General features: G+C 55.3%; 19 protein-coding genes, 6 tRNA genes and 3 rRNA genes. 9 read left to right on the top strand and 19 right to left on the bottom strand.

Annotation, left to right across the window (positions count from 1 at the left end; genetic code table 11):
* Positions 1 to 18: 18 nt before the first annotated feature.
* Entirely contained in the window at positions 19 to 951 is a 933-nt protein-coding gene (locus HKK52_RS28680; RefSeq protein WP_123516618.1) for a chemotaxis protein CheV, read from the bottom strand.
* An 85-nt stretch (positions 952 to 1036) separates the two neighbouring features.
* Here HKK52_RS28680 and flgA point away from each other — a divergent pair, with 85 nt between their 5' ends.
* The 4 genes from flgA (at position 1037) to HKK52_RS28660 (ending at position 3628) form a co-directional block, all read left to right on the top strand.
* On the top strand, positions 1037 to 1798 hold the full coding sequence (flgA, locus tag HKK52_RS28675; RefSeq protein ID WP_169373537.1) for a flagellar basal body P-ring formation chaperone FlgA: 762 nt from the start codon (positions 1037 to 1039) through the stop codon (positions 1796 to 1798).
* Positions 1799 to 1947: 149 nt separating this feature from the next.
* Positions 1948 to 2274, top strand: a complete 327-nt coding sequence (gene flgM / locus HKK52_RS28670) for a flagellar biosynthesis anti-sigma factor FlgM (RefSeq protein WP_123407131.1) — start codon at positions 1948 to 1950, stop codon at positions 2272 to 2274.
* Between the two features lie 49 nt (positions 2275 to 2323).
* Positions 2324 to 2791, top strand: coding sequence for a flagella synthesis protein FlgN (locus HKK52_RS28665; protein ID WP_169373536.1), 468 nt, complete (start codon positions 2324 to 2326; stop codon positions 2789 to 2791).
* A gap of 90 nt (positions 2792 to 2881) precedes the next feature.
* On the top strand, positions 2882 to 3628 hold the full coding sequence (locus tag HKK52_RS28660) for a flagellar brake protein (RefSeq protein WP_169373535.1): 747 nt from the start codon (positions 2882 to 2884) through the stop codon (positions 3626 to 3628).
* A 66-nt stretch (positions 3629 to 3694) separates the two neighbouring features.
* Here the strand turns inward: HKK52_RS28660 and HKK52_RS28655 are convergent, their stop codons facing one another.
* The 4 genes from HKK52_RS28655 to HKK52_RS28640 all read right to left on the bottom strand — a co-directional run bounded on the left by HKK52_RS28655 (position 3695) and on the right by HKK52_RS28640 (position 8915).
* Positions 3695 to 5086, bottom strand: a complete 1392-nt coding sequence (locus HKK52_RS28655; protein ID WP_169373534.1) for an MFS transporter — start codon at positions 5084 to 5086, stop codon at positions 3695 to 3697.
* A 69-nt stretch (positions 5087 to 5155) separates the two neighbouring features.
* Positions 5156 to 6397: a glutamine synthetase family protein gene (locus tag HKK52_RS28650; RefSeq protein WP_178117507.1), complete on the bottom strand. Its 1242-nt coding sequence runs from the start codon at positions 6395 to 6397 to the stop codon at positions 5156 to 5158.
* 227 nt (positions 6398 to 6624) lie between these two features.
* Complete coding sequence (locus tag HKK52_RS28645) at positions 6625 to 7314, bottom strand: sensor histidine kinase (RefSeq protein WP_169373532.1); 690 nt, start codon at positions 7312 to 7314, stop codon at positions 6625 to 6627.
* Entirely contained in the window at positions 7311 to 8915 is a 1605-nt protein-coding gene (locus HKK52_RS28640) for a tetratricopeptide repeat-containing response regulator (protein ID WP_169373531.1), read from the bottom strand. The genes HKK52_RS28645 and HKK52_RS28640 overlap by 4 nt, the downstream gene beginning before the upstream one ends.
* Positions 8916 to 9194: 279 nt before the next feature.
* Between HKK52_RS28640 and HKK52_RS28635 the strand changes: the two genes are divergently transcribed.
* The gene (locus HKK52_RS28635) at positions 9195 to 10565 is read left to right on the top strand and encodes a lysozyme inhibitor LprI family protein (RefSeq protein WP_169373530.1); all 1371 of its coding nucleotides are present in this window, start codon (positions 9195 to 9197) and stop codon (positions 10563 to 10565) included.
* A gap of 142 nt (positions 10566 to 10707) precedes the next feature.
* Here the strand turns inward: HKK52_RS28635 and rrf are convergent.
* From rrf to HKK52_RS28605, 6 genes are all read right to left on the bottom strand, one after another.
* A 5S ribosomal RNA gene (rrf, locus tag HKK52_RS28630) occupies positions 10708 to 10823 on the bottom strand.
* Between the two features lie 158 nt (positions 10824 to 10981).
* A 23S ribosomal RNA gene (locus tag HKK52_RS28625) occupies positions 10982 to 13873 on the bottom strand.
* A gap of 234 nt (positions 13874 to 14107) precedes the next feature.
* Positions 14108 to 14183: transfer RNA gene (locus tag HKK52_RS28620), tRNA-Ala, on the bottom strand.
* 34 nt (positions 14184 to 14217) lie between these two features.
* Positions 14218 to 14294 (bottom strand) — tRNA-Ile (locus HKK52_RS28615).
* Between the two features lie 83 nt (positions 14295 to 14377).
* Positions 14378 to 15916, bottom strand: a 16S ribosomal RNA gene (locus HKK52_RS28610).
* The 16S, 23S and 5S rRNA genes sit together here with 2 tRNA genes alongside, the layout of an rRNA operon.
* 750 nt (positions 15917 to 16666) lie before the next feature.
* Positions 16667 to 16743 (bottom strand) — tRNA-Arg (locus HKK52_RS28605).
* A 291-nt stretch (positions 16744 to 17034) separates the two neighbouring features.
* Here HKK52_RS28605 and HKK52_RS28600 point away from each other — a divergent pair.
* Together HKK52_RS28600 and HKK52_RS28595 are read left to right on the top strand one after the other, a co-directional pair.
* The gene (locus HKK52_RS28600; RefSeq protein ID WP_169373529.1) at positions 17035 to 17268 is read left to right on the top strand and encodes a hypothetical protein; all 234 of its coding nucleotides are present in this window, start codon (positions 17035 to 17037) and stop codon (positions 17266 to 17268) included.
* Between the two features lie 22 nt (positions 17269 to 17290).
* The gene (locus HKK52_RS28595) at positions 17291 to 17470 is read left to right on the top strand and encodes a PA3371 family protein (protein WP_169373528.1); all 180 of its coding nucleotides are present in this window, start codon (positions 17291 to 17293) and stop codon (positions 17468 to 17470) included.
* On the opposite strand, the gene phnN is transcribed toward HKK52_RS28595, so the two are convergent.
* Positions 17445 to 18017, bottom strand: a complete 573-nt coding sequence (gene phnN / locus HKK52_RS28590) for a phosphonate metabolism protein/1,5-bisphosphokinase (PRPP-forming) PhnN (protein WP_169373527.1) — start codon at positions 18015 to 18017, stop codon at positions 17445 to 17447. The two genes, HKK52_RS28595 and phnN, sit on opposite strands and share 26 nt — an antisense overlap.
* Positions 18018 to 18138: 121 nt before the next feature.
* The gene (locus tag HKK52_RS28585) at positions 18139 to 18294 is read right to left on the bottom strand and encodes a hypothetical protein (protein WP_169373526.1); all 156 of its coding nucleotides are present in this window, start codon (positions 18292 to 18294) and stop codon (positions 18139 to 18141) included.
* A 110-nt stretch (positions 18295 to 18404) separates the two neighbouring features.
* Between HKK52_RS28585 and HKK52_RS28580 the strand changes: the two genes are divergently transcribed.
* Positions 18405 to 18731, top strand: a complete 327-nt coding sequence (locus HKK52_RS28580; protein WP_003178899.1) for an Arc family DNA-binding protein — start codon at positions 18405 to 18407, stop codon at positions 18729 to 18731.
* Positions 18732 to 18833: 102 nt separating this feature from the next.
* On the opposite strand, the gene mgtE is transcribed toward HKK52_RS28580, so the two are convergent.
* Positions 18834 to 20276 carry a magnesium transporter gene (gene mgtE, locus HKK52_RS28575; RefSeq protein ID WP_149657762.1) on the bottom strand — a complete coding sequence of 481 codons (1443 nt, stop codon included), beginning with the start codon at positions 20274 to 20276 and terminating at the stop codon, positions 18834 to 18836.
* 319 nt (positions 20277 to 20595) lie between these two features.
* On the opposite strand from mgtE, the gene HKK52_RS28570 reads away from it, so the two are divergent.
* On the top strand, positions 20596 to 21114 hold the full coding sequence (locus HKK52_RS28570) for a cell envelope protein SmpA (protein WP_169373525.1): 519 nt from the start codon (positions 20596 to 20598) through the stop codon (positions 21112 to 21114).
* A gap of 19 nt (positions 21115 to 21133) precedes the next feature.
* Here HKK52_RS28570 and HKK52_RS28565 read toward each other — a convergent pair.
* The 5 genes from HKK52_RS28565 to HKK52_RS28545 form a co-directional block, all read right to left on the bottom strand.
* Positions 21134 to 21210: transfer RNA gene (locus tag HKK52_RS28565), tRNA-Arg, on the bottom strand.
* 72 nt (positions 21211 to 21282) lie between these two features.
* Positions 21283 to 21359, bottom strand: a tRNA-Arg gene (locus tag HKK52_RS28560).
* Between the two features lie 107 nt (positions 21360 to 21466).
* Positions 21467 to 21557: transfer RNA gene (locus HKK52_RS28555), tRNA-Ser, on the bottom strand.
* A gap of 62 nt (positions 21558 to 21619) precedes the next feature.
* Positions 21620 to 21808 (bottom strand): carbon storage regulator CsrA, encoded by a 189-nt coding sequence (gene csrA, locus HKK52_RS28550; RefSeq protein ID WP_003178872.1) that lies wholly within the window; start codon positions 21806 to 21808, stop codon positions 21620 to 21622.
* 189 nt (positions 21809 to 21997) lie between these two features.
* On the bottom strand, positions 21998 to 23239 hold the full coding sequence (locus tag HKK52_RS28545; protein WP_123407338.1) for an aspartate kinase: 1242 nt from the start codon (positions 23237 to 23239) through the stop codon (positions 21998 to 22000).
* Positions 23240 to 23327 lie beyond the last annotated feature (88 nt).

Here is a 23327-nt window from a genome sequence, read left to right as displayed (position 1 = left end):
GCCAGGGGCAAAAGGCCCCTAGCTGATATCTGCTGCTTTGATCCGGTCGACTACCCGGGATGCCAGGTCATCAGGACGGAATTTGGCAAGGAAGTCATCGGCACCGACTTTCTTGACCATCGCCTGATTGAATACACCCGACAACGAAGTATGCAGGATGATATGAAGCTTTTGCATGCGCGGGTCGCTGCGGATCTCGGCCGTCAGGGTGTACCCGTCCATCTCCGGCATCTCGATGTCGGAAATCATCATCAGGAACTCTTCTTCCGGCTTCTTGCCTTCGTCGACCAGCTTGCGCAGGTAATCCAGCGCCTGCCGACCGTCGTTCAACGCCACCACTTCGACGCCGACCGTTTGCAGGCAACGCGAGACCTGCTTGCGCGCCACCGACGAGTCATCGACCGTCAACACCCGCAAGGACAACGCCTTGTGCTGGGTTTCGACATCGACCACACCGACCGAAATCGCTTCCGGCGTCGGCGCCACTTCCGCGAGGATCTTCTCGACGTCGATGATTTCGACTAACTGATTGTCGACCCGAGTCACAGCCGTGAGGTAATGATCGCGTCCAGTGCCCTTCGGTGGCGGATGAATCTCCTCCCAGTTCATGTTGACGATGCGCTCTACCGACCGAACCAGGAAACCCTGGGTCTTGGTGTTGTACTCCGTGATGATCACGAAGGGATTGCTTTGATCGAGCAACCGACCGGAACCGGTGGCCATTGCCAGGTCCAGAATCGGAATGGTCGCCCCACGAATATTTGCCACACCGCACACGACGGGACTGGACTTGGGCATCAAGGTCAGCTTGGGGCATTGCAGCACCTCACGAACCTTGAATACGTTGATGCCGTAAAGCTGCTGACCGTCGAGACGAAACAACAACAGCTCCAGGCGATTCTGCCCTACCAGTTGCGTGCGCTGGTTTACCGAATCCATTACACCAGCCATGCCCAGACTCCTACACCAACAACGCTAAGTTGTGTTGCGACGCACATTCATCACTAAACGGCACGGCGCTTGCTTTTTAACCCGTATGAACGAACAAACGACATTTTTCCGACGCCTGACATCAACCTACCGCAAATGGCTGTGCGTGGTGTCGGCTGTTTGCTTACTACCCGTTGGCAGCCCTGCCGTTGCTGACGCGGTTACCTTGCCTGATATGCTTATCGGCGTGACTCAGGGCTTTCTTGAATTCACCGTAGAAGACTATCTCGCTACCAGTCAAACGGAAGGCCGCTACGAAATCGAGGTCAAGCAGCTCGATCCACGCCTGCGCATGCCCATGTGCGACAAGGAATTGACAGCCACACTGGAGAGCCCGGCGACCCCGATTGGCCGGGTCACGGTCAAGGTTCGCTGTGAGGGCAACTCCCCGTGGACAGTGTTCGTACCCGCTCAAGTGCGCCTGTTTCGAGACGTTGTCACCACCACCCGGCCCCTCAAGCGTGCCGGAATTATCGAACCCGGTGACGTCGCTCTGCGCGAGCGGGATATCAGCCTGATCAACCAGGGCTATTTCACCTCGGTCGACCAGGCCATCGGGCAGAAACTTACCCGACCAACGGTCGGTGATCAGGTGATTACCCTGGTCCATCTGGAACAGGCGGAAGTGGTGCGCAAAGGCGACCAGGTGGTGATTACCGCCCGCAGTGGTACGCTCAGTGTGCGGATGCCCGGCGAAGCACTCTCCAATGGCGGCCTGGCGGAACAGATACGCGTGAAAAACCTCAATTCCATGCGGGTCATCAAGGCGCAAGTCACCGCGCCGGGCCAAGTGGAAGTGTCCATGTAGAGGTCAGGCTATGGCGCTCTGGCAGGCTGTTACCTAAACTGTGCCCATGCAGCGCTGGCGCATGCAGCTCATTGCATAAATGAGCCTAAAGTTTTCGCAGGTAATGCCGAAAACATGGCAAGCGTCCAAATACCCAGAGGTTTTTTATCATGGTCATCGATTTCAGCCGTTTAAACAGCTCCTCGTCACTTACGGGCAGTACACGTACCAGCGTTGCCAAGGAAACCGCCGACGCCGGCAAATCCGCACCGCTGAATACCCCGGCCGAACAGGCCAGTACCGTCAAAAGCGGGGAGTCGGTACATCTCAGCAATGAGGCTCAACAGTTGCAGAAGGTCACTGACAAGCTGCGCGATCAGCCTGCCGTCGACAACGCCCGTGTGGCCGAGTTGAAAGCAGCGATTGCCGATGGCAGCTATAAAGTCGACAGCAGCCGTGTAGCCAGCAAACTGCTCAACTTCGAAGCCCAGCGCTAGGCCCACCGCCTGCGCCAGGCTTTTGGACGCTTAAAACCCAAGGCCAGCCATGCACGACACTAATCTACTGCAACTGATCACCGACGACTTTGCTCCAGCGCAACGCTTGCTGGAGTTACTGCAAACCGAGTCCCTCGCCTTGCACGGTCGCGACATGCCTCTGCTCGAAGAGATTCTGGCGCAGAAACAGGCATTGATCATTTTGCTCGAACAGCATGGCCGCAAGCGCAGCGAAATCCTCGCCAGCCTCAACCTGCCCATCGATCGCAGTGGCCTGGAGCAACTCGCCAGCCATTCAAGCATCGGCGATCAGTTGCTGGCGCAGGGCGATGTGCTGACCGATCTCCTGGCTCAATGCCAGGTGGCCAACGTAAAGAATGGCCAGTCGATCCTGATGCAACAGGCCGCCACGGCCAATCAGCTGAAAATCCTCACCGGTGGCGAACCTCCAGCGCTTTATGACGCCCGCGGCTCAACCGCCAAGATGGCAAAGCCACGCCCGCTCAGTCAGGCGTGAGCCCGTCAATTGAGCACACCCTATCAAGACGCGAAACATGCTGGCAGAATGCCTGCCAGTAGTCATATTTTGTCTGGAGATTGATGAACCGTGTTCAATGCCTCAAGCGCGGAAGACGCTCCGCAACCACCCAAGGTGCTCACCACACCCCTGGAAATCTCCGGCAACCTGCGCCAGCTGCAAGACAGCCATGATCCGCTGATCATCACGTTCCATGAGCGCAGTCAGCGCTTCCAGAGCTATCTGGTGGACATCGACCGTGACAGCAACATGATGGCGCTGGACGAAATGATCCCCCGCGATGGTGAACGCTTCCTGCTGGCCGGTGAACCCTTCCGGGTCGAGGGCTTCCACGATGGCGTGCGCATTGCCTGGGACAGCAATGGTCCGCTGACCATTGACGAGTCCGGTGGTGGTCGTTGCTACCGTGGCGCGTTGCCGTCCGAAGTGGTTTACCACCAGCGTCGCAATGCCTTTCGCGCGGCATTGAAGCTGGCGCAACTGGTCAATGTCGAACTGGGCGGCGAAAAGCTCAAGTCGCCGATCAACGGCAAGTTGCTGGACATCTCCGCCACCGGCTGCAAACTGCGCTTCGAGGGCGACATCACCTCCAGCCTGCAATTGGGCCAGGTCTACGACCGTTTCGTCGCCGCCCTGCCCTTCGGCAGCATGACCGCCCCGGTTGAATTGCGTTATCTGCACTTCGAAGAACGAATCTCCATCACCTTCGCCGGCGTCCGCTTTCACAACATGAGCGGCCTGGTGCAACGGCAGGTCGAGCGCTTCGTCTATCAGCTGCAACGCGAAGCCCGGCGCTTCGACAAAGACGACATGTGATCACGCCTCGTCAATAAAAAACGGGCAGTCCCTTGCGGTGACTGCCCGTTTTTTTATGCCTCGATTTTAAGGCCTGGCCTCGGTGAAGCTTTGTTCGCGACCGGTGTCCGGATCTTCTGGATCTTCTGGATCAGTCGGGTCTTCGGGAGTTGGATCTGGTTCCGGTTCCGGTTCCGGCTCTGGTTCCGGCTCGATCGGATTCTGCATCTGATCCTGTACCACCTGCTCATCCACCCGTGGGTCGAGGGCCGCCACCAGTGGGGAACTCGACATACTGTCGGGCATGGCCACGTGATGCAGCGGTGCATCGTCGACCACATGCAGATTGGTCACCGCTTTTGGGCGGATCCGCCACACCAGCACCAATGCGAAGAAACTGAAGAAGGCATACAACATGTGGCTGCCAAACAGCTTCATCAGCACCCCGGCCACCAACGGCCCGATGCTGGCGCCAACGCCGTAGGTCACCAACAGCATCGCCGTCAGCGACACCCGGCGATCACCCTCGACGTGGTCATTGGAAAACGCCACCGCCAACGGGTACAGGCAGAACTGCACCAGCGAACAGAGGAACCCGGCAATGAACAGCACCTCCAGCGGCACCTGCTGCATGATCGCCAGCGGCAACGCAGCCAGGGCCAGGCAAAAAGCAAACGTGCGGATCAGCAGCGCCCGGTCGTAGCGATCGGACAACCAGCCCAACGGCCACTGCACCACCAGCCCGGCAAAAATGCAGCTACCCATGAACAGACCGACCTGCTCGGTGGACAACCCCTGCTGCGAGGCATACAGCGGTGCCAGGCCGTAGAACGAACCGACGATCAACCCTGCGCCCAACACCGTGCTCAACGACTGCGGCACGCGCTGGATGAAGAACCGTGGCTCCATGGGTGCCGGATGCAACGGCGCCGGGTGAATGCGCCGCGTCAGGGCCACCGGCACCAGGCACAACGCGAAACACAGGGCGACCAGCATCAGCAGTTCCAGACCGAGGGCCGGGTGCAGGACCAGAATCAATTGACCCAACACCAGGCCCAGGTACGAGGCAATCATGTAGCCACTGAACACCAGGCCACGCTGCTTGGCCTCCGCCTGCTCATTGAGCCAGCTTTCGATCACCATGTACTGGCACATCATGCCCAGGCCGACAATGACCCGCAGAAACAACCAGGCGGGCAGCCAGTCAATCAAGCCGTGGCCCAACACGGCCGCGCCGACAATCCCGGCGCACGCCGCGTAGGCACGAATGTGCCCGACCCGGGCAATCAATCGGTGACCGATCTTGCCGCCCAGCACCAGGCCGAAATAGTTGGCCGCCATCAACGCACCGACCCACAGCCCATCCACATGGTCAGCAGCCAGGCGCAGGGCCAGATAAGTACTTAAAAGGCCTGAGCCGATCAACATCATCAGCGAGGCAAAATACAGCGCTCGAAAGGATTTCCAGATTTGGCGCATCGGCGTTCCGAGCGGCTCCTTGCAGTGGAATCGGGCTATCGAAAACGATAGCCCGAAGACGACGGATCGTCAGGCCTGGGCTGCTAAAACACGCCGTTCCCAGGGAGTAATTTCATCAAAGAAGCTGGTCAACTCCATGGACTTCGAAGCGATGTAGCCTTCGATGAACTCCTTGCCAAACAGTTCCTTCGCCAATTGACTACGTTTCAGACGTTCAAGGGCCGCATGCAAGGTACATGGCAACGAAAGATTGTCCGGCACCACGAATTCACCCTGGATCGCCTCGCTCGGCTCCAGTTCGTTTTCGATACCGTACAACCCGGCAGCCAGGCTCGCGGCGATCGCCAGGTACGGATTGGCATCGGCGCCAGGCAAGCGATTCTCCACCCGACGGGCCACCGGCGAACTGGCCGGAATACGCAAACCCGCGGCCCGATTGTCGTGGGACCAGCAGGCATTATTCGGTGACGCAAACGGGTGGCATAAACGCTGGTACGAATTGACGTTCGGCGCAAACAAGGCCGTGAAGTCTGCCATGCCGGCCTGCTGACCGCCGATGAAATGACGGAAGGTCGCCGTCGGGTCCCCGGCCTTGTCGCTGAACACGTTACGCCCGCTGCCGATCTCGACGATGCTCTGGTGAATGTGCATCGAACTGCCCGGCGTGTGGGCCAGCGGCTTGGCCATGCACACCACCGTCAGGCCATGCTTGAGCGCGACTTCCTTGAGCAGGTGCTTGAACAGGAAAGTCTGGTCGGCCAGCAGCAGCGGATCGCCATGCAACAGATTGATCTCGAACTGACTGACGCCCATCTCGTGCATGAAGGTGTCGCGAGGCAAGCCCAGGGCCGCCATGCACTCGTAGACTTCACTGAAGAATGGGCGCAAGCCGTTATTGGAACTGACACTGAACGCCGAATGACCGTCCTCGCGCCGCCCGTCCAGGCCCAAGGGCGGCTGGAACGGTTGCGTCGGGTCGGGATTGGGCGCGAAGACGAAGAACTCAAGCTCGGTTGCCACCACTGGCGCCAGGCCTCGCGCGGCATAACGGGCGATAACGGCTTTGAGCTGACCACGAGTCGATAGTGAGGAACTCTCCCCGGTCAGCTCGTCCGCATCGCAAATGGCGAAGGCCCGGGGTTGCTTGCTCCAGGGCAAGCGGTGGATCTGCGCCGGATCCGGCACCAGCGCCAGGTCGCCATCATCGCTGCCGTAAAAGCGCGCTGGCGGATATCCGCCCATGATGCATTGCAGCAGCACACCCCGCGCCATCTGCAACCGTCGCCCTTCGAGGAAACCCTCGGCGGTCATTACTTTGCCCCGTGGTACGCCGTTCAAATCCGGCGTGACACATTCAATCTCATCAATGCCCGTCAATCGCTGAGCGAGTGAACGCTGGCCATCGGTTGTCATGACGCAATCCTTGTTGTTGTGCGAGCCGCGAACGGCGACCCGTACAAAATAGGCTCCGCCCGTTCGGAATATCAAGCATCGGCGAACAAAAAGCGGGACAACGTCGTAAACCGGTAAAGGCGACCTCAGGGCAGGTAGAGGCTGAAGACGCCGCCACCCAGCGGGCCGCCATTGCTGATTCGTGTGAAGCCACCGACGCCATTGCGTTGATGCAATGCCGCGATCCGCCCGGCGAAGTACAGGCCCAGGCCCGTGCTGCCGGTGCTGTGATTGATACCCTGCACGTAATCAGCCTGGCGCTCGATCATCTCGGGCGGATAACCCTCGCCATCATCGTTGATGGTGATCACCAACTGACCGGCCTCGTCGCTGACCGTGACCAGCAAAGCATCCTTGGCATAGCGAATCGCATTGTTGATGCTGTTGGCCAGCACCGAAGCGATCAGTTCCCGGTCGAAGAAACCCAACGGGCTCAGCGGATCGACTTCGTACGTCGCCATGATGCCGCGACTGGCGAACACCTCTTGATGCGCCGCCAATTGCGCTTCAATAAAGTCGTCCAGTTCGTGATAAGCCGGCTGCAACGGCATCTGGTTGACGCCGAGCTTATACAGCCCCAGCAACTGCACCAGCATGCCGTTGAGGTGGGCAAATTCGAAGTCGATAACACCTTGCTCCCTGGAGTGCTGCTGATCAGGCAACCGCGCCAGCCATTGGCTGTGGGCCTGCATCAACATGGTCAGGGAGTTCTTCATGTCGTGCACGGTAGAGGCAATCACCGTGGAGAAATCGAGTGCCTGTTCGCTGTCGCTCATTCGCCAAACGCCTTGCTTCGCAGCTTCTGATAACGGGAAAAACGCGGGTCGGTATCGGGCATCAGGCCCACCATTTTCAGGCAGGCTCGACACTCTTCAAGTTCCACCGAAGGCGCGCTGGCGTCGGTGCCATGCAGCAGTGACTGCGCCATGTTCAGCGCAATACTGATGTTCTTCGGTTGCAGCGCCAGGGCTTTGCGGAACACGTCCCGCGCTTCCACCAGGTTGCCGGTCTTGTAGACCCGCACGCCTTGACGGTTGAGGTCGGCGGCGGCGTTACCGGCATTGAGGATGGTCGGGTCGTCGGTCAACTTGGCGATGCCTTGCATCACCGTCGGGTCGTCGCCGTAGATCTCGGCACAGTTTTTCAGCATCGAGGCACCGGCACTGGCCTGTCCGAGCATTTGCAGTTGCTTGGCCACCAGCAGCGCCGCTTCGGCACTCATGAATTGCTCCATGCCATCGAGGCGCATCATCGCTTGTTCGGTGAGCTTCTCGGCGGTCTCGGCATCGTTGAGCAGCAGGCTGGTGGCTTTCATCAGCCGCGCACGAATCTGCAGGCCGGGGTCGGAGGGATTCTCCTTGGCCACCGCGCTGAGGGTCGTGTTGATTTCCAGGCGGGTGCGGGTGTCCAGCCCCTTTTCACTGCCTTTGCTGATCAAGGCGTGAGCCAGGCCCAGATTGCTTTCCGCGTCCTTGAAACGGGACTGAGCGCCTTGGGCCACTGCCTGACGATAGGCTTTGGAAGCGGTTTCAAAATCTTCGTTGGTCATTGCCAACTTACCCAGCAATGCTTGCCGGCGCACCGCCAATGGCGACAGGCGAATGGCTTCCTCCAACACACGCTGGGCGCCCTTGGTATCGCCTTCGGCGACCAGCACATCAGCCATGCCATCGTAGAGCGCCGGCATCATCGGGAACACCTTCAGCGCTTTTTCGTAGACGCCTTTGGCTTGGCCGACCTGACCGCGCTTGAACAGCAATTTGCCCAACCCGGCAAACGCCCAGGGCAAAGGCCGATCAGCAATGATGCTGTCGTAGAGTCGCTCCAACGCCTCATTCTGATTCAGGTCGCGCAGGGCATCGGCGCGAAAACGCAGGCACAACGGCGAGTAGCGGATGTCCTGCTTGCACAAGGCGATACAGGCGTTGAGCACCTCCACCGGTTTACCACGGTCAAGCGCCTGCAGGATCGGCTTGAGCAAGGTTTTGCGCTGCACCAGCCGTTCCAGCCGCTGGGCCAGGCCGGAACGATTGAACGGCTTGGTCAGGTAAGCGTCGGGCTCGTGCTCCAGGGCACTGAGCACCATGGCCTGACTGGTCTCGGCGGTGACCATGACAAACACGCTTTCATGGCTGATCAGCTTCTCGATCATCAGGTCTTCGAGCACCTGCTGACCGTTCTTCTTGCCATCGCCAAGATGAAAATCCTGCAGGATGAAATCGTAGGACTTCTGCGCACACATGCGCAGCGCCTGTTCACCGGTATCAGCGGTGTCGACATCCTTGACGCCCAGCTCCCGCAGCATGGACCTGACGGAACTGCGGAAATCCGAGAAATCATCGACGATCAGAAAACTCTTTTGGTGATACGACAGCATCGAAGATTTCCAGGCAATTTAAGAAGAACAACCCAAAGACAGATACACGGCCTCGCTGCCCCTTTCGGCGCGCAGATAATAACTGCAGGCCAAAGGCTATCAAGCGATTTATCCAGTTGTCGCAAGCAAAGAGAACAGCGACCGTTCGGGTTATCGGCCAGTAGTGGCGTTCCCTTGAAGCGGCGGGCGTATAAACATGCATTTGGATGCGCGGATGCGGGCCTTGATGCACACTTGGGGAGCGACGTACTTACTCTATGAACTCAAGGTCTGATTACTGTGTACACCAAAGGACGCTGCATTTTGTCTGCTTGTGCTTTGCTAGCTACCCCGCATGCACTGGCGACTGGAATGGACTGTACAAAAGCGGCAAGCACCGTTGAGAAAACCATCTGTGCGAATCCGGCGTTGTATGAACTGGATACTCAGATGGGTTCGGTTTATCGAGGTGTGATTGATGCCAACCCGCAAGTGAAATCCAACCTGAAGACTGCCCAACGGCTTTGGCTGAAAACCCGGGATCAGTGTGCTGAAAACGTGGATTGCCTTGACCAGCGTTATCGGGAGCGTCTGCAGACGCTGCAAGAGCAACGGAATGAAGCTGCCGCCAATCAGCCAGCGGGAAGCGTCAAGTTGATGTTGGATGACGTGAGGCAAGCGATTCTAACGGCCAGTAAAACCGATGCCGAATTTCCGCTGGAGCGGGCACTTCACACACTGGCGATCAAGACGGGTACCACGTCTTTTTCAAACGAGGCGGATAACGGTAATGCCTTTGAAGAGGCGCACTTTCCGAAGAAGATGCCCGAGGGCGTTACCCAGGATGAATGGCAGGCCCTCACAAACTCTAAAGTCGCGGGCGCGGGTGAGAACGGCAATACCTCATATATGTTGATTGACCTGGATGGAGATGGTCTACGGGATCTCGTCGTCGACACTTACGCAGGTGGTACCGGGCTATTTTCCTTTATAGAAACGTTTCGTCGGACTGGCGACGTATTTGTCAGACGGGTAAGTACGGGGGATGCTGAAAGTTCTCTGTTTTCCCTCAATGATCGCGGTGCCAACCAGTCAGTCAACTGGATAAATATTCGTGGCCAGGTTTATGCCGCTTACCGAAACAGCTACTACGGCATCGATCAGGTTTACTTTCTTGATCCGTTTAAGGTTCCCGGCTCAGTTCCGATTGTGGCCGTCAATTATCGCTATCAACTGTGGGTGCCGAAGATTCAAAAAGATGAGGCCAGTGGCTCCAGCATCAGACTGGACGGTGCGCTGCATAAAGCACTGACTCAGGCATTGGGCAAAGTCAGCAAAATTGAGGCGAAAGATGTTGGGGATCAAAGCAGCCCTCTGTGCCCAATCCCGTCGACAGGGGAAGGTGATGGCGCTTACTACAGCTATGGCACGGGGCATTACACCTTTGAAATCGTCGGTGACATGTCTGTCGTGATTGGTGAGCAGTGCTATATCGGCAGGTTGATGGACTGGTTTGGTGGTTACAGCGAGAAAAATGGGCTGTATGCGGAACTCCACCTGCGAAAACCAGACTTCGAGGGCGATGAGCGCAGTTATCAAGTGAATGGACGACGTCGCATGACCGATGTAACGACTTCGGTTGGTCAGTTCGAAGGGGAAAATGGCGGCTGATAGGCAGCTTGGGTTACAGGCGTAAAAAAGCCCCACCCGTTAATTCTGGTGGGGCTTTTTAATTTGTGTCTTTTTCGGTCACTTTCTCGCGGGCAAAACAAAACCCCTACCTGCATACGCAGATAGGGGTTTCGGAATTTAATCTTGACGATGACCTACTCTCACATGGGGAAACCCCACACTACCATCGGCGATGCATCGTTTCACTGCTGAGTTCGGGATGGGATCAGGTGGTTCCAATGCTCTATGGTCGTCAAGAAATTCGGTAGCCAGGTCGTTTGCCTTTTCAGGTTCACGCTCCAGCGAATGGGTATGCGATAGATTTGTGTGTTTTTTTGCTGCGAACTTTCGGTTCATTGCGTCTTCACACACCGCAATCTGGTCTCTCTCGAGTTCACAAATTGCTTGGGTGTTATATGGTCAAGCCTCACGGGCAATTAGTATTGGTTAGCTCAACGCCTCACAGCGCTTACACACCCAACCTATCAACGTCGTAGTCTTCGACGGCCCTTCAGGGGACTCAAGGTCCCAGTGAGATCTCATCTTGAGGCTAGTTTCCCGCTTAGATGCTTTCAGCGGTTATCTATTCCGAACATAGCTACCCGGCAATGCCACTGGCGTGACAACCGGAACACCAGAGGTTCGTCCACTCCGGTCCTCTCGTACTAGGAGCAGCCCCTCTCAAATCTCAAACGTCCACGGCAGATAGGGACCGAACTGTCTCACGACGTTCTAAACCCAGCTCGCGTACCACTTTAAATGGCGAACAGCCATACCCTTGGGACCGGCTTCAGCCCCAGGATGTGATGAGCCGACATCGAGGTGCCAAACACCGCCGTCGATATGAACTCTTGGGCGGTATCAGCCTGTTATCCCCGGAGTACCTTTTATCCGTTGAGCGATGGCCCTTCCATACAGAACCACCGGATCACTAAGACCTACTTTCGTACCTGCTCGACGTGTCTGTCTCGCAGTCAAGCGCGCTTTTGCCTTTATACTCTACGACCGATTTCCGACCGGTCTGAGCGCACCTTCGTACTCCTCCGTTACTCTTTAGGAGGAGACCGCCCCAGTCAAACTACCCACCATACACTGTCCTCGATCCGGATAACGGACCTGAGTTAGAACCTCAAAGTTGCCAGGGTGGTATTTCAAGGTTGGCTCCACGCGAACTGGCGTCCACGCTTCAAAGCCTCCCACCTATCCTACACAAGCAAATTCAAAGTCCAGTGCAAAGCTATAGTAAAGGTTCACGGGGTCTTTCCGTCTAGCCGCGGATACACTGCATCTTCACAGCGATTTCAATTTCACTGAGTCTCGGGTGGAGACAGCGCCGCCATCGTTACGCCATTCGTGCAGGTCGGAACTTACCCGACAAGGAATTTCGCTACCTTAGGACCGTTATAGTTACGGCCGCCGTTTACCGGGGCTTCGATCAAGAGCTTCGCGTTAGCTAACCCCATCAATTAACCTTCCGGCACCGGGCAGGCGTCACACCCTATACGTCCACTTTCGTGTTTGCAGAGTGCTGTGTTTTTAATAAACAGTCGCAGCGGCCTGGTATCTTCGACCGGCATGGGCTTACGCAGTAAATGCTTCACCCTCACCGGCGCACCTTCTCCCGAAGTTACGGTGCCATTTTGCCTAGTTCCTTCACCCGAGTTCTCTCAAGCGCCTTGGTATTCTCTACCCAACCACCTGTGTCGGTTTGGGGTACGGTTCCTGGTTACCTGAAGCTTAGAAGCTTTTCTTGGAAGCATGGCATCAACCACTTCGTGTTCTAAAAGAACACTCGTCATCAGCTCTCGGCCTTAGAATCCCGGATTTACCTAAGATTCCAGCCTACCACCTTAAACTTGGACAACCAACGCCAAGCTGGCCTAGCCTTCTCCGTCCCTCCATCGCAATAACCAGAAGTACAGGAATATTAACCTGTTTTCCATCGACTACGCTTTTCAGCCTCGCCTTAGGGACCGACTAACCCTGCGTCGATTAACGTTGCGCAGGAAACCTTGGTCTTTCGGCGTGGGTGTTTTTCACACCCATTGTCGTTACTCATGTCAGCATTCGCACTTCTGATACCTCCAGCAAGCTTCTCAACTCACCTTCACAGGCTTACAGAACGCTCCTCTACCGCATCACCTAAGTGATACCCGTAGCTTCGGTGTATGGTTTGAGCCCCGTTACATCTTCCGCGCAGGCCGACTCGACTAGTGAGCTATTACGCTTTCTTTAAAGGGTGGCTGCTTCTAAGCCAACCTCCTAGCTGTCTAAGCCTTCCCACATCGTTTCCCACTTAACCATAACTTTGGGACCTTAGCTGACGGTCTGGGTTGTTTCCCTTTTCACGACGGACGTTAGCACCCGCCGTGTGTCTCCCATGCTCGGCACTTGTAGGTATTCGGAGTTTGCATCGGTTTGGTAAGTCGGGATGACCCCCTAGCCGAAACAGTGCTCTACCCCCTACAGTGATACATGAGGCGCTACCTAAATAGCTTTCGAGGAGAACCAGCTATCTCCGAGCTTGATTAGCCTTTCACTCCGATCCACAGGTCATCCGCTAACTTTTCAACGGTAGTCGGTTCGGTCCTCCAGTTAGTGTTACCCAACCTTCAACCTGCCCATGGATAGATCGCCCGGTTTCGGGTCTATTCCCAGCGACTAGACGCCCTATTAAGACTCGCTTTCGCTACGCCTCCCCTATTCGGTTAAGCTCGCCACTGAAAATAAGTCGCTGACCCATTATACAAAAGGTACGCAGTCACCCAACAAAGTGGGCTCCCACTGCTTGTACGCATACGGTTTCAGGATCTATTTCACTCCCCTCTCCGGGGTTCTTTTCGCCTTTCCCTCACGGTACTAGTTCACTATCGGTCAGTCAGTAGTATTTAGCCTTGGAGGATGGTCCCCCCATATTCAGACAAAGTTTCTCGTGCTCCGTCCTACTCGATTTCATGACTAAGAGATTTTCGCGTACAGGGCTATCACCCACTATGGCCGCACTTTCCAGAGCGTTCCGCTAATCTCAAAGCCACTTAAGGGCTAGTCCCCGTTCGCTCGCCACTACTAAGGGAATCTCGGTTGATTTCTTTTCCTCAGGGTACTTAGATGTTTCAGTTCCCCTGGTTCGCTTCTTAAGCCTATGTATTCAGCTTAAGATACCTAACTTATGTTAGGTGGGTTCCCCCATTCAGACATCTCCGGATCAAAGTCTGTTTGCCGACTCCCCGAAGCTTTTCGCAGGCTACCACGTCTTTCATCGCCTCTGACTGCCAAGGCATCCACCGTATGCGCTTCTTCACTTGACCATATAACCCCAAGCAATCTGGTTATACTGTGAAGACGACATTCGCCGAAAATTCGCAATTACTCACAAATTTTACCTTAGCCTGATCCGTTACCAGTGAAAGTAACGTTCAGTCTATCTTTCTATCACATACCCAAATTTTTAAAGAACGATCTAATCAAAGACTAGAAATCAACATTCATCACCGTCTTGGTGGAATGCTCATTTCTAAGCTTTCAACAAACAGAAGCAGTAGTGGTGGAGCCAAACGGGATCGAACCGTTGACCTCCTGCGTGCAAGGCAGGCGCTCTCCCAGCTGAGCTATGGCCCCGTATTTCTACAGGCGTTTCCCACACAAGCAAAATTGGTGGGTCTGGGCAGATTCGAACTGCCGACCTCACCCTTATCAGGGGTGCGCTCTAACCAACTGAGCTACAGACCCAATTTCGGGCTGCTTCTTTATCGTCTTCTTCAATGAATCAAGCAATTCGTGTGGGAACTTATGGAGCAGCTGATGTCGTCGATTAAGGAGGTGATCCAGCCGCAGGTTCCCCTACGGCTACCTTGTTACGACTTCACCCCAGTCATGAATCACACCGTGGTAACCGTCCTCCCGAAGGTTAGACTAGCTACTTCTGGTGCAACCCACTCCCATGGTGTGACGGGCGGTGTGTACAAGGCCCGGGAACGTATTCACCGCGACATTCTGATTCGCGATTACTAGCGATTCCGACTTCACGCAGTCGAGTTGCAGACTGCGATCCGGACTACGATCGGTTTTCTGGGATTAGCTCCACCTCGCGGCTTGGCAACCCTCTGTACCGACCATTGTAGCACGTGTGTAGCCCAGGCCGTAAGGGCCATGATGACTTGACGTCATCCCCACCTTCCTCCGGTTTGTCACCGGCAGTCTCCTTAGAGTGCCCACCATAACGTGCTGGTAACTAAGGACAAGGGTTGCGCTCGTTACGGGACTTAACCCAACATCTCACGACACGAGCTGACGACAGCCATGCAGCACCTGTCTCAATGTTCCCGAAGGCACCAATCCATCTCTGGAAAGTTCATTGGATGTCAAGGCCTGGTAAGGTTCTTCGCGTTGCTTCGAATTAAACCACATGCTCCACCGCTTGTGCGGGCCCCCGTCAATTCATTTGAGTTTTAACCTTGCGGCCGTACTCCCCAGGCGGTCAACTTAATGCGTTAGCTGCGCCACTAAGAGCTCAAGGCTCCCAACGGCTAGTTGACATCGTTTACGGCGTGGACTACCAGGGTATCTAATCCTGTTTGCTCCCCACGCTTTCGCACCTCAGTGTCAGTATCAGTCCAGGTGGTCGCCTTCGCCACTGGTGTTCCTTCCTATATCTACGCATTTCACCGCTACACAGGAAATTCCACCACCCTCTACCATACTCTAGCTCGACAGTTTTGAATGCAGTTCCCAGGTTGAGCCCGGGGATTTCACATCCAACTTAACGAACCACCTACGCGCGCTTTACGCCCAGTAATTCCGATTAACGCTTGCACCCTCTGTATTACCGCGGCTGCTGGCACAGAGTTAGCCGGTGCTTATTCTGTCGGTAACGTCAAAACACTTACGTATTAAGTAAATGCCCTTCCTCCCAACTTAAAGTGCTTTACAATCCGAAGACCTTCTTCACACACGCGGCATGGCTGGATCAGGCTTTCGCCCATTGTCCAATATTCCCCACTGCTGCCTCCCGTAGGAGTCTGGACCGTGTCTCAGTTCCAGTGTGACTGATCATCCTCTCAGACCAGTTACGGATCGTCGCCTTGGTGAGCCATTACCTCACCAACTAGCTAATCCGACCTAGGCTCATCTGATAGCGCAAGGCCCGAAGGTCCCCTGCTTTCTCCCGTAGGACGTATGCGGTATTAGCGTCCGTTTCCGAGCGTTATCCCCCACTACCAGGCAGATTCCTAGGCATTACTCACCCGTCCGCCGCTCGCCACCAGGTACAAGTACCCGTGCTGCCGCTCGACTTGCATGTGTTAGGCCTGCCGCCAGCGTTCAATCTGAGCCATGATCAAACTCTTCAGTTCAAACATCTTTGGGTTTTTAAGAAACCCTAAACTTGGCTCAGCAATCGTTGGTTACATCTTTGATTTCTCGCGGAGTAACTTGTGATGCTGATAATCTTGTTGACTATCAGTCTGACTCCACAAGCACCCACACGAATTGCTTGATTCAGTTGTTAAAGAGCGGCGGGTTAAGATCTTTCGTCTCAACCGAGGCGCGCATTCTACAGCAGCGCCAGTTACTGTCAAGCGGTTATTTTCAGAAGTTTTCAAAGTTTCCTTTGCAACTTCAACCACTTGCGCTTCCGATCTCTCGTTAGCGGGAGGCGAATTCTACAGCGTTACTCGCTGCTGTCAACACCTCTTTTGTTCCGCTTTCGACCGAGAAGATCGAACCGTCAATCGAGCCAAACAACACCGCTCAACCAACTCCTTCTGGGCTTCGATGACCTGAAGCAACTCGCTGTCGAAAACTGCGTAACTCTTTGTTTACCAAAGAGTTTTCCGTTTCGACTGCGCCGGAAGTGGGGCGAATTATAGACTTCCAGAATCTGCCGTCAAGCGATGATTTGGTTTTTCTATCAATAACTTGCAGAAAGCAGGCAAACACTCCGGAGAGCAGAAAGCTTCCTCTATATAGAAGAGAACCTCAAAGCCCCCAACCTCCCGGAAAGCACCCACGAAAAATGCATCCAGACCCAACGCCCGCTTAAGGAAGCGATTGAGAACCAGAAAGAGAATTCAGGGATGAAGAGGCTAAGCTGAAAGGAAAAGTGGTGTCCCAGGGCAGGTTCGAACTGCCAACCTTCCCCTTAGGAGGGGGATGCTCTATCCAATTGAGCTACTGAGACACAAGTCGCCCGCGAGAACCGCAGTACGATGGACGGCGAGCATGTTAACGGGCAGGCCCGCTTTTGTCATGTCGTCCTTCGGCTTTTTAAGTGTAGGCAATCGCCTCACACCCCCAAAGGCATTGCCTGCCGTGCAAATTGCATCACCCCAAAAAGCCATCATTGCAAATTGCACTGACACCTTTTTGCCATTAAACCCCAATCCATTGTTTTTAAAGGATTTAATAGCCGTTAGACTCTTGGCATGCGGACTGCTTTAACTATTCTCCAAGAACAATGGAGGATAACCCCATGCACGGCGCCTTATTACTCTCGAATGCGATCGCCCTGACCGTGCTGCTTGGCTTTCAATTAATCCCCGAGGGTAACGCAGAAGTGGTTGCCCAGCGCATGCCCCACTACCTCCAACTGCAGAAAGCACCTCAATTGGCGGTCATGAGTGACCAGCACATGTTTGTAAATCAGGAAGTGAGTCAAGAGAGCTCTCCGCTACAGACACCATCTTCCGAACGATTGATATTTTGACTTTCCCTACCAGGAGCACCGCATGTCCAAATCAGCCACTGGATTTTTTATCCTGGCCTTGTTGAGTGGCATCCTTCATCTATCCCTGGATCAGGACACAATGCTCACCGTGCCGTTAATTGCCTGCGGCGTCTTTGGGGCATTGTTCGTACTGGCATTGATCGCCGGACGTCGAATCAAATTTGACCCGGTTTTACGCTAAGCCCCAGCAGACGCAGAAGATTGGAAACTGTGCCAGCCAAGTCGCCGGAATTATCGAGTCGCTGGATTGAAGTATCACCGATCGAATCGCCAACTGCGAATAGCCTGTTGCGTCGAAGCCTGGCGTCAATGTCCTCCAGGCTCTCACGCCCCCGCCGCAACAACCGCTCGCGTAACACTCCCTCCTTGACCGTGAGCAGCACTGGCAGAATCGCCGGATAGCGCTCCAGCGCGACCGGTAAATACTCCCGAGAACCATTGACCAGAACGTCGCGCCCATTTTGGAGCCACTGATCGATTTCAACGGGAATACCGTAATCCAAGCCATTGGCGCGCCAAAAGAGCGCGAAGCCACCCTTCTCCTTGCGCCGCTCGAACTCCTCAGGCGTAACCCCTACGGCGTCCTCACCTACAGATTCGGCTGAACGTGTGATGACCCGCCGCACCACTTCGCAACCCAGCGCCTGCAAAGGCTCTCGCGCCGCATCGATGAGACTGTCTTTACCAGCCCCCGACGGCCCCATCAGATAAATCAATCTGCCATCCATCCTGAAATCATCCCGCACGACAGGTTCGCCTCTAGTAAATCGGCCATTTGCCACTATCCTCTATAAGGCAAGGAACGATGATCGAATCCGCACAGCATGCACCTTCAGGCGTCTCAGGACATCACCTGCCGGGCAACAGGACGCGGTCAGAGATATGGGCCAGGGTAAACTTTTCAAACCAGTCCGCATTTCTGATAATTGGTGCTGGCATAACGCCTTTATCCAGTTCAATATTTGTCACAGAATTGACGCCAATGAACTGGCTACTTTGAGGCATGATGCGAGCCTCTATCAATTCAGGTTGAACATTTGGCCAGAGTGCTTGTCCTATCAGACATCCTGCGGCCAATCCCGAGAACCGCTCCCCTGAACTAACCGGTTAAATATATGCGCCCATTGAAACAGGCAATTTATTCCAGCCGTACGGCTGACAAGTTTGTCGTACGTCTGCCAGACGGAATGCGTGAACGCATTGCCGAGGTGGCTCGCAATCATCATCGCAGCATGAACTCCGAAATCATTGCGCGCCTTGAGCAGAGTCTTATTCAGGAAGGTGCACTGGGCGAAGAGCTGAGCATGCGCCTGGACAGCCCGGAGCTGTCGTTGCACGAACGCGAACTGCTGCAGCGCTTCCGCCAACTCTCCCACCGTCAGCAAAACGCTCTTGTTTCGCTGATCGCCCATGACGCTGAAATGGCCGCAGACGCGTCCTGATCCACCCCAAAAAATTCAAGCCAGCATAATCGCTGGCTTTTTTTTGCCTTGAATTTGAGGCACAAAAAAGCCCGCCAATATGGCGGGCTTTCAAGATTCAAGTCAAAGCAGGAAGATGGTCGCCAACCCAAGGAAGATGAAGAACCCACCGCTGTCGGTCATGGCAGTGATCATTACACTGGCACCCATTGCCGGGTCGCGCCCCAGGCGTGCCAGAGTCATGGGAATCAATACCCCCATCAGCGCCGCCAGTAACAAGTTAAGCGTCATCGCTGCAGTCATTACGACACCAAGGGACCAACTTCCATAGAGCAAATAGGCGACGACACCAATTACCCCGCCCCAGACCAGGCCATTGATCAAGCCGACCGCGAGCTCCTTGCGCATCAAGCGCGAGGTATTGCCGGTACTGACCTGGTCCAGCGCCATGGCCCGAACGATCATGGTAATCGTCTGGTTACCTGAGTTGCCACCAATCCCCGCCACGATAGGCATCAATGCTGCGAGCGCCACCAGCTTCTCGATGGAGCCTTCGAACAGGCCAATTACCCGGGAGGCTACAAACGCAGTCACCAGGTTCACCGCCAGCCAGGACCAGCGGTTACGCAGGGATTTCCAGACTGACGCGAAAATGTCTTCTTCTTCGCGCAGACCCGCCATGTTGAGAACTTCGTTTTCGCTCTCTTCACGAATCAGGTCGACCATTTCATCGATGGTCAAACGACCGATCAGCTTGCCGTTTTTGTCGACCACCGGCGCAGAGATCAAGTCGTAACGCTCGAACGCCTGAGCGGCATCGTAGGCGTCTTCGTCCGGGTGAAAACTCACCGGATCGCTGGCCATGACTTCGGAAACCTGTTTATCCGGATCGTTGACCAGCAACCGCTTGATGGGCAGCACACCCTTGAGTACGCCGTCGTAGTCGACCACGAACAACTTGTCGGTGTGCCCCGGCAACTCCTTGAGACGACGCAGGTAACGCAGAACCACTTCGAGACTGACATCCTCACGGATCGTCACCATCTCGAAGTCCATCAGTGCGCCGACCTGCTCCTCGTCATAGGACAACGCGGAGCGAACGCGCTCACGCTGTTGACCATCAAGGGTTTCCATCAGCTCATGGACGACGTCTCGCGGCAGCTCGGAAGCCAGGTCAGCAAGTTCGTCGGCATCCATGTCCTTGGCCGCAGCCAGGAGCTCGTGATCGTCCATGTCGGCGATCAGCGTTTCACGAACCGAATCGGATACTTCGAGAAGGATGTCGCCGTCACGATCAGCCTTGACCAATTGCCAGAGCGTCAGACGATCGTCCAGCGGCAAGGCTTCAAGGATGTAGGCAACGTCGGCGGAGTGCAGATCATCGAGCTTGCGTTGCAGCTCGACGAGATTTTGCCGGTGAACCAGGTTCTCGACCCGGTCGTGATGCGGACCTTCCTGGCGATGAGTCAGGTCTTCGACCACTCGCTGACGCTGCAACAGCTCAACGACTTGAGCGAGGCGGTCCTGCAAGCTTTCCTGCGTTTTCTTTACTTCAACTTCAGACATAGGCGAACTCCACTCCCAGCAGCGGGGCACGCCGGAAGGATCAATCAGTCAATTCATGATTGGAAAAACGGGGTACTGAACAACTACTGGGTAAGTCCATGGAGGTTTTCCATAAGCCCCGGCGGGGCTGACGGGCGCAATGATACACCGCCTGACGGTTTAAAACGTTAAAAAATCGCGGCTGAAACAAGCGCTTGCAAGACAAACCTGAGCCCTGTCTTCAGACATCAATTGCGACGACTTATCCTGAAAAGAAAACACAACGCACTCGAAAAAAGTAACAGCTACCCTTCAGATTGAACGTCATGGAGGACGCCGAATGCCATCGAACACACATCTGCTCTTGCTGACCACCCTGCTCTGCCTGCCAATCATGCTGCTTGCTGCGACCGTTCACCGATGCGAGGCACCTGACGGAGGCATTACCTTTACTACGATGAGCTGCAAGGCCAATGAGAGCCTTTCACTCCAGACCGCTCACCCCTTCATGCCAGGCACCACCTACGCGATCATGCCCGAAGCCACCACTCAGCAAACCCCAGGCGCGAATGCAAATAGAAGAGAGCCAACCGTCGTCGGTCAATCAGAGGACAAATGTGGCAACCTGATCAACGCCAAGCAGCGTCGCGAAGCGATCATCAATCAACGGGTGATTGCCGGCATGACTCAGCAGGACGTCGAAAGCGCCCTCGGCAAACCGGACAAGATCAGTATTCGTAATTCGGCCACGAGCTACCGTTATGACCTCAAGCGAGGTCGCAGCGCACATGTCGAGTTCGATGAGAAAGGATGTGTCAAAGGAAAAGCCAAACCCCAGACGGCAAAAAGCCCGCGTTAAACGCGGGCTTTTTGGTGTTTGGTGCACTCGACAGGATTCGAACCTGTGACCGCTCGGTTCGTAGCCGAGTACTCTATCCAGCTGAGCTACGAGTGCATTTTGTGTTTTTAAACCAGACCACAACTGGCTGAAGCAAAGTCGCTCGCATTACTGCAAACAACTCTTAAATGGTGCACTCGACAGGATTCGAACCTGTGACCGCTCGGTTCGTAGCCGAGTACTCTATCCAGCTGAGCTACGAGTGCATTTGTTGCCGCGCATTATAGGCCGTCTAATCTCTATGTCAAACACTTTTTCTAGTAATTTCAACAACTTACCGAAGAAGCCAGATTACAACGTACTACGCAAATAATGGCGGAGAACGGGGGATTCGAACCCCCGACACCCTTTTGAGGTGTACTCCCTTAGCAGGGGAGCGCCTTCGGCCACTCGGCCAGCTCTCCGCAACACGGGGCGTATCTTAACCAACCTTTTCCCCGTTTGCAAACATAAAAAACGATAAAAATTAATGGCTTGGTTCGTCGTCCTTCTCTTTCTTGATCCGCAGGTAGATTTCCTCGCGGTGAACAGCAACCTCTTTCGGTGCGTTAACACCAATACGCACTTGATTTCCTTTAACGCCGAGCACGGTCACAGTGATTTCGCCATCACCAATAATCAGGCTTTCTGCGCACCGACGAGTCAGAATCAGCATACCTTTCTCCTCACGCATTTCAGTTCAGGGACAACAGTCTGCAAAAAAAAGGCACTCGACCTACAACCGGAACGATCGCAGCCCTACATGCCTGAGTATTGACCAGCGCGAGCAAAAGAACAGAGTCCTGGGTCGCGCCATTCAAAAAAGACGAAGGGCGCGGTCAGACCGCGCCCTTCGGTAAACGCATCACTCGCCCTGACGGGCCGGCGCGTCCAGTTCGAAAGCCGTGTGCAGAGCGCGCACAGCCAGTTCCAGGTACTTCTCTTCGATCACCACGGAGACTTTGATTTCCGAGGTCGAGATCATCTGGATATTGATACTTTCCTTGGCCAGGGATTCGAACATACGGCTGGCCACACCTGCGTGTGAACGCATGCCGACGCCGACAATCGAGACCTTGGCGATCTTGATGTCACCCACGACTTCACGGGCACCGATCTCGCGAGCGGTGTTTTCCAGCACGGTTTGCGCGGCCTGGAAGTCATTGCGGTGCACGGTGAAGGTGAAGTCGGTGGTGTTATCGTGCGCAACGTTCTGCACGATCATGTCGACTTCGATGTTCGCGCCACTGATCGGCCCAAGAATCTTGAACGCCACACCCGGGGTGTCTGGCACGCCACGGATGGTCAGCTTGGCTTCATCGCGATTGAAAGCGATGCCGGAAATGATCGGCTGTTCCATGGTTTCCTCTTCATCAATAGTAATGAGGGTGCCCGGACCCTCCTTGAAGCTGTGCAGTACGCGCAGCGGAACGTTGTACTTGCCGGCGAATTCCACCGCACGGATCTGCAACACCTTGGAACCGAGGCTGGCCATTTCCAGCATCTCTTCGAAGGTAATCTTGTCCAGGCGCTGTGCCACGGACACGACGCGCGGGTCGGTGGTGTAGACGCCGTCCACATCGGTGTAGATCTGGCATTCATCAGCCTTCAGGGCTGCTGCCAGCGCCACGCCGGTGGTGTCGGAACCGCCACGACCCAAGGTGGTGATGTTGCCGTGTTCGTCGACGCCCTGGAAACCGGCGACAACCACCACGCGACCTGCCTTCAAGTCACCACGAATCTTCTGATCGTCAATCTGCAAGATACGCGCTTTATTGTGCGCGCTGTCCGTCAGAATCCGTACCTGATTGCCGGTGTAGGACACCGCTGGCACGCCGCGCTTGATCAGCGCCATGGCCAGCAGGGCAATCGTCACCTGCTCACCGGTGGAAACGATCACATCCAGCTCACGGGGAACTGGCTGATTGTCGCCACTGATTTGCTTGGCCAGATCGATCAGACGGTTGGTCTCGCCGCTCATTGCAGACAGCACAACCACCAGGTCATCGCCGGCATCGCGGAATTTCTTAACCTTGTCGGCAACCTGCTCGATTCTCTCGACGGTGCCGACCGAGGTGCCTCCAAATTTCTGTACGATCAAAGCCATTTCAAAGCCGCCTCTGCCCATGAAGGGCGCCCAATAATCACTCAAACAGTTGCCGGACCCGCCACTAGACCGCGCGTCCGGCCAACCG

This window comes from Pseudomonas sp. ADAK2 (genome assembly GCF_012935755.1).
Classification (GTDB): Bacteria; Pseudomonadota; Gammaproteobacteria; order Pseudomonadales; family Pseudomonadaceae; genus Aquipseudomonas.
The sequence above is the reverse complement of the archived record's forward strand: the minus strand, read 5'-3'. Positions and strand labels throughout refer to the sequence as shown.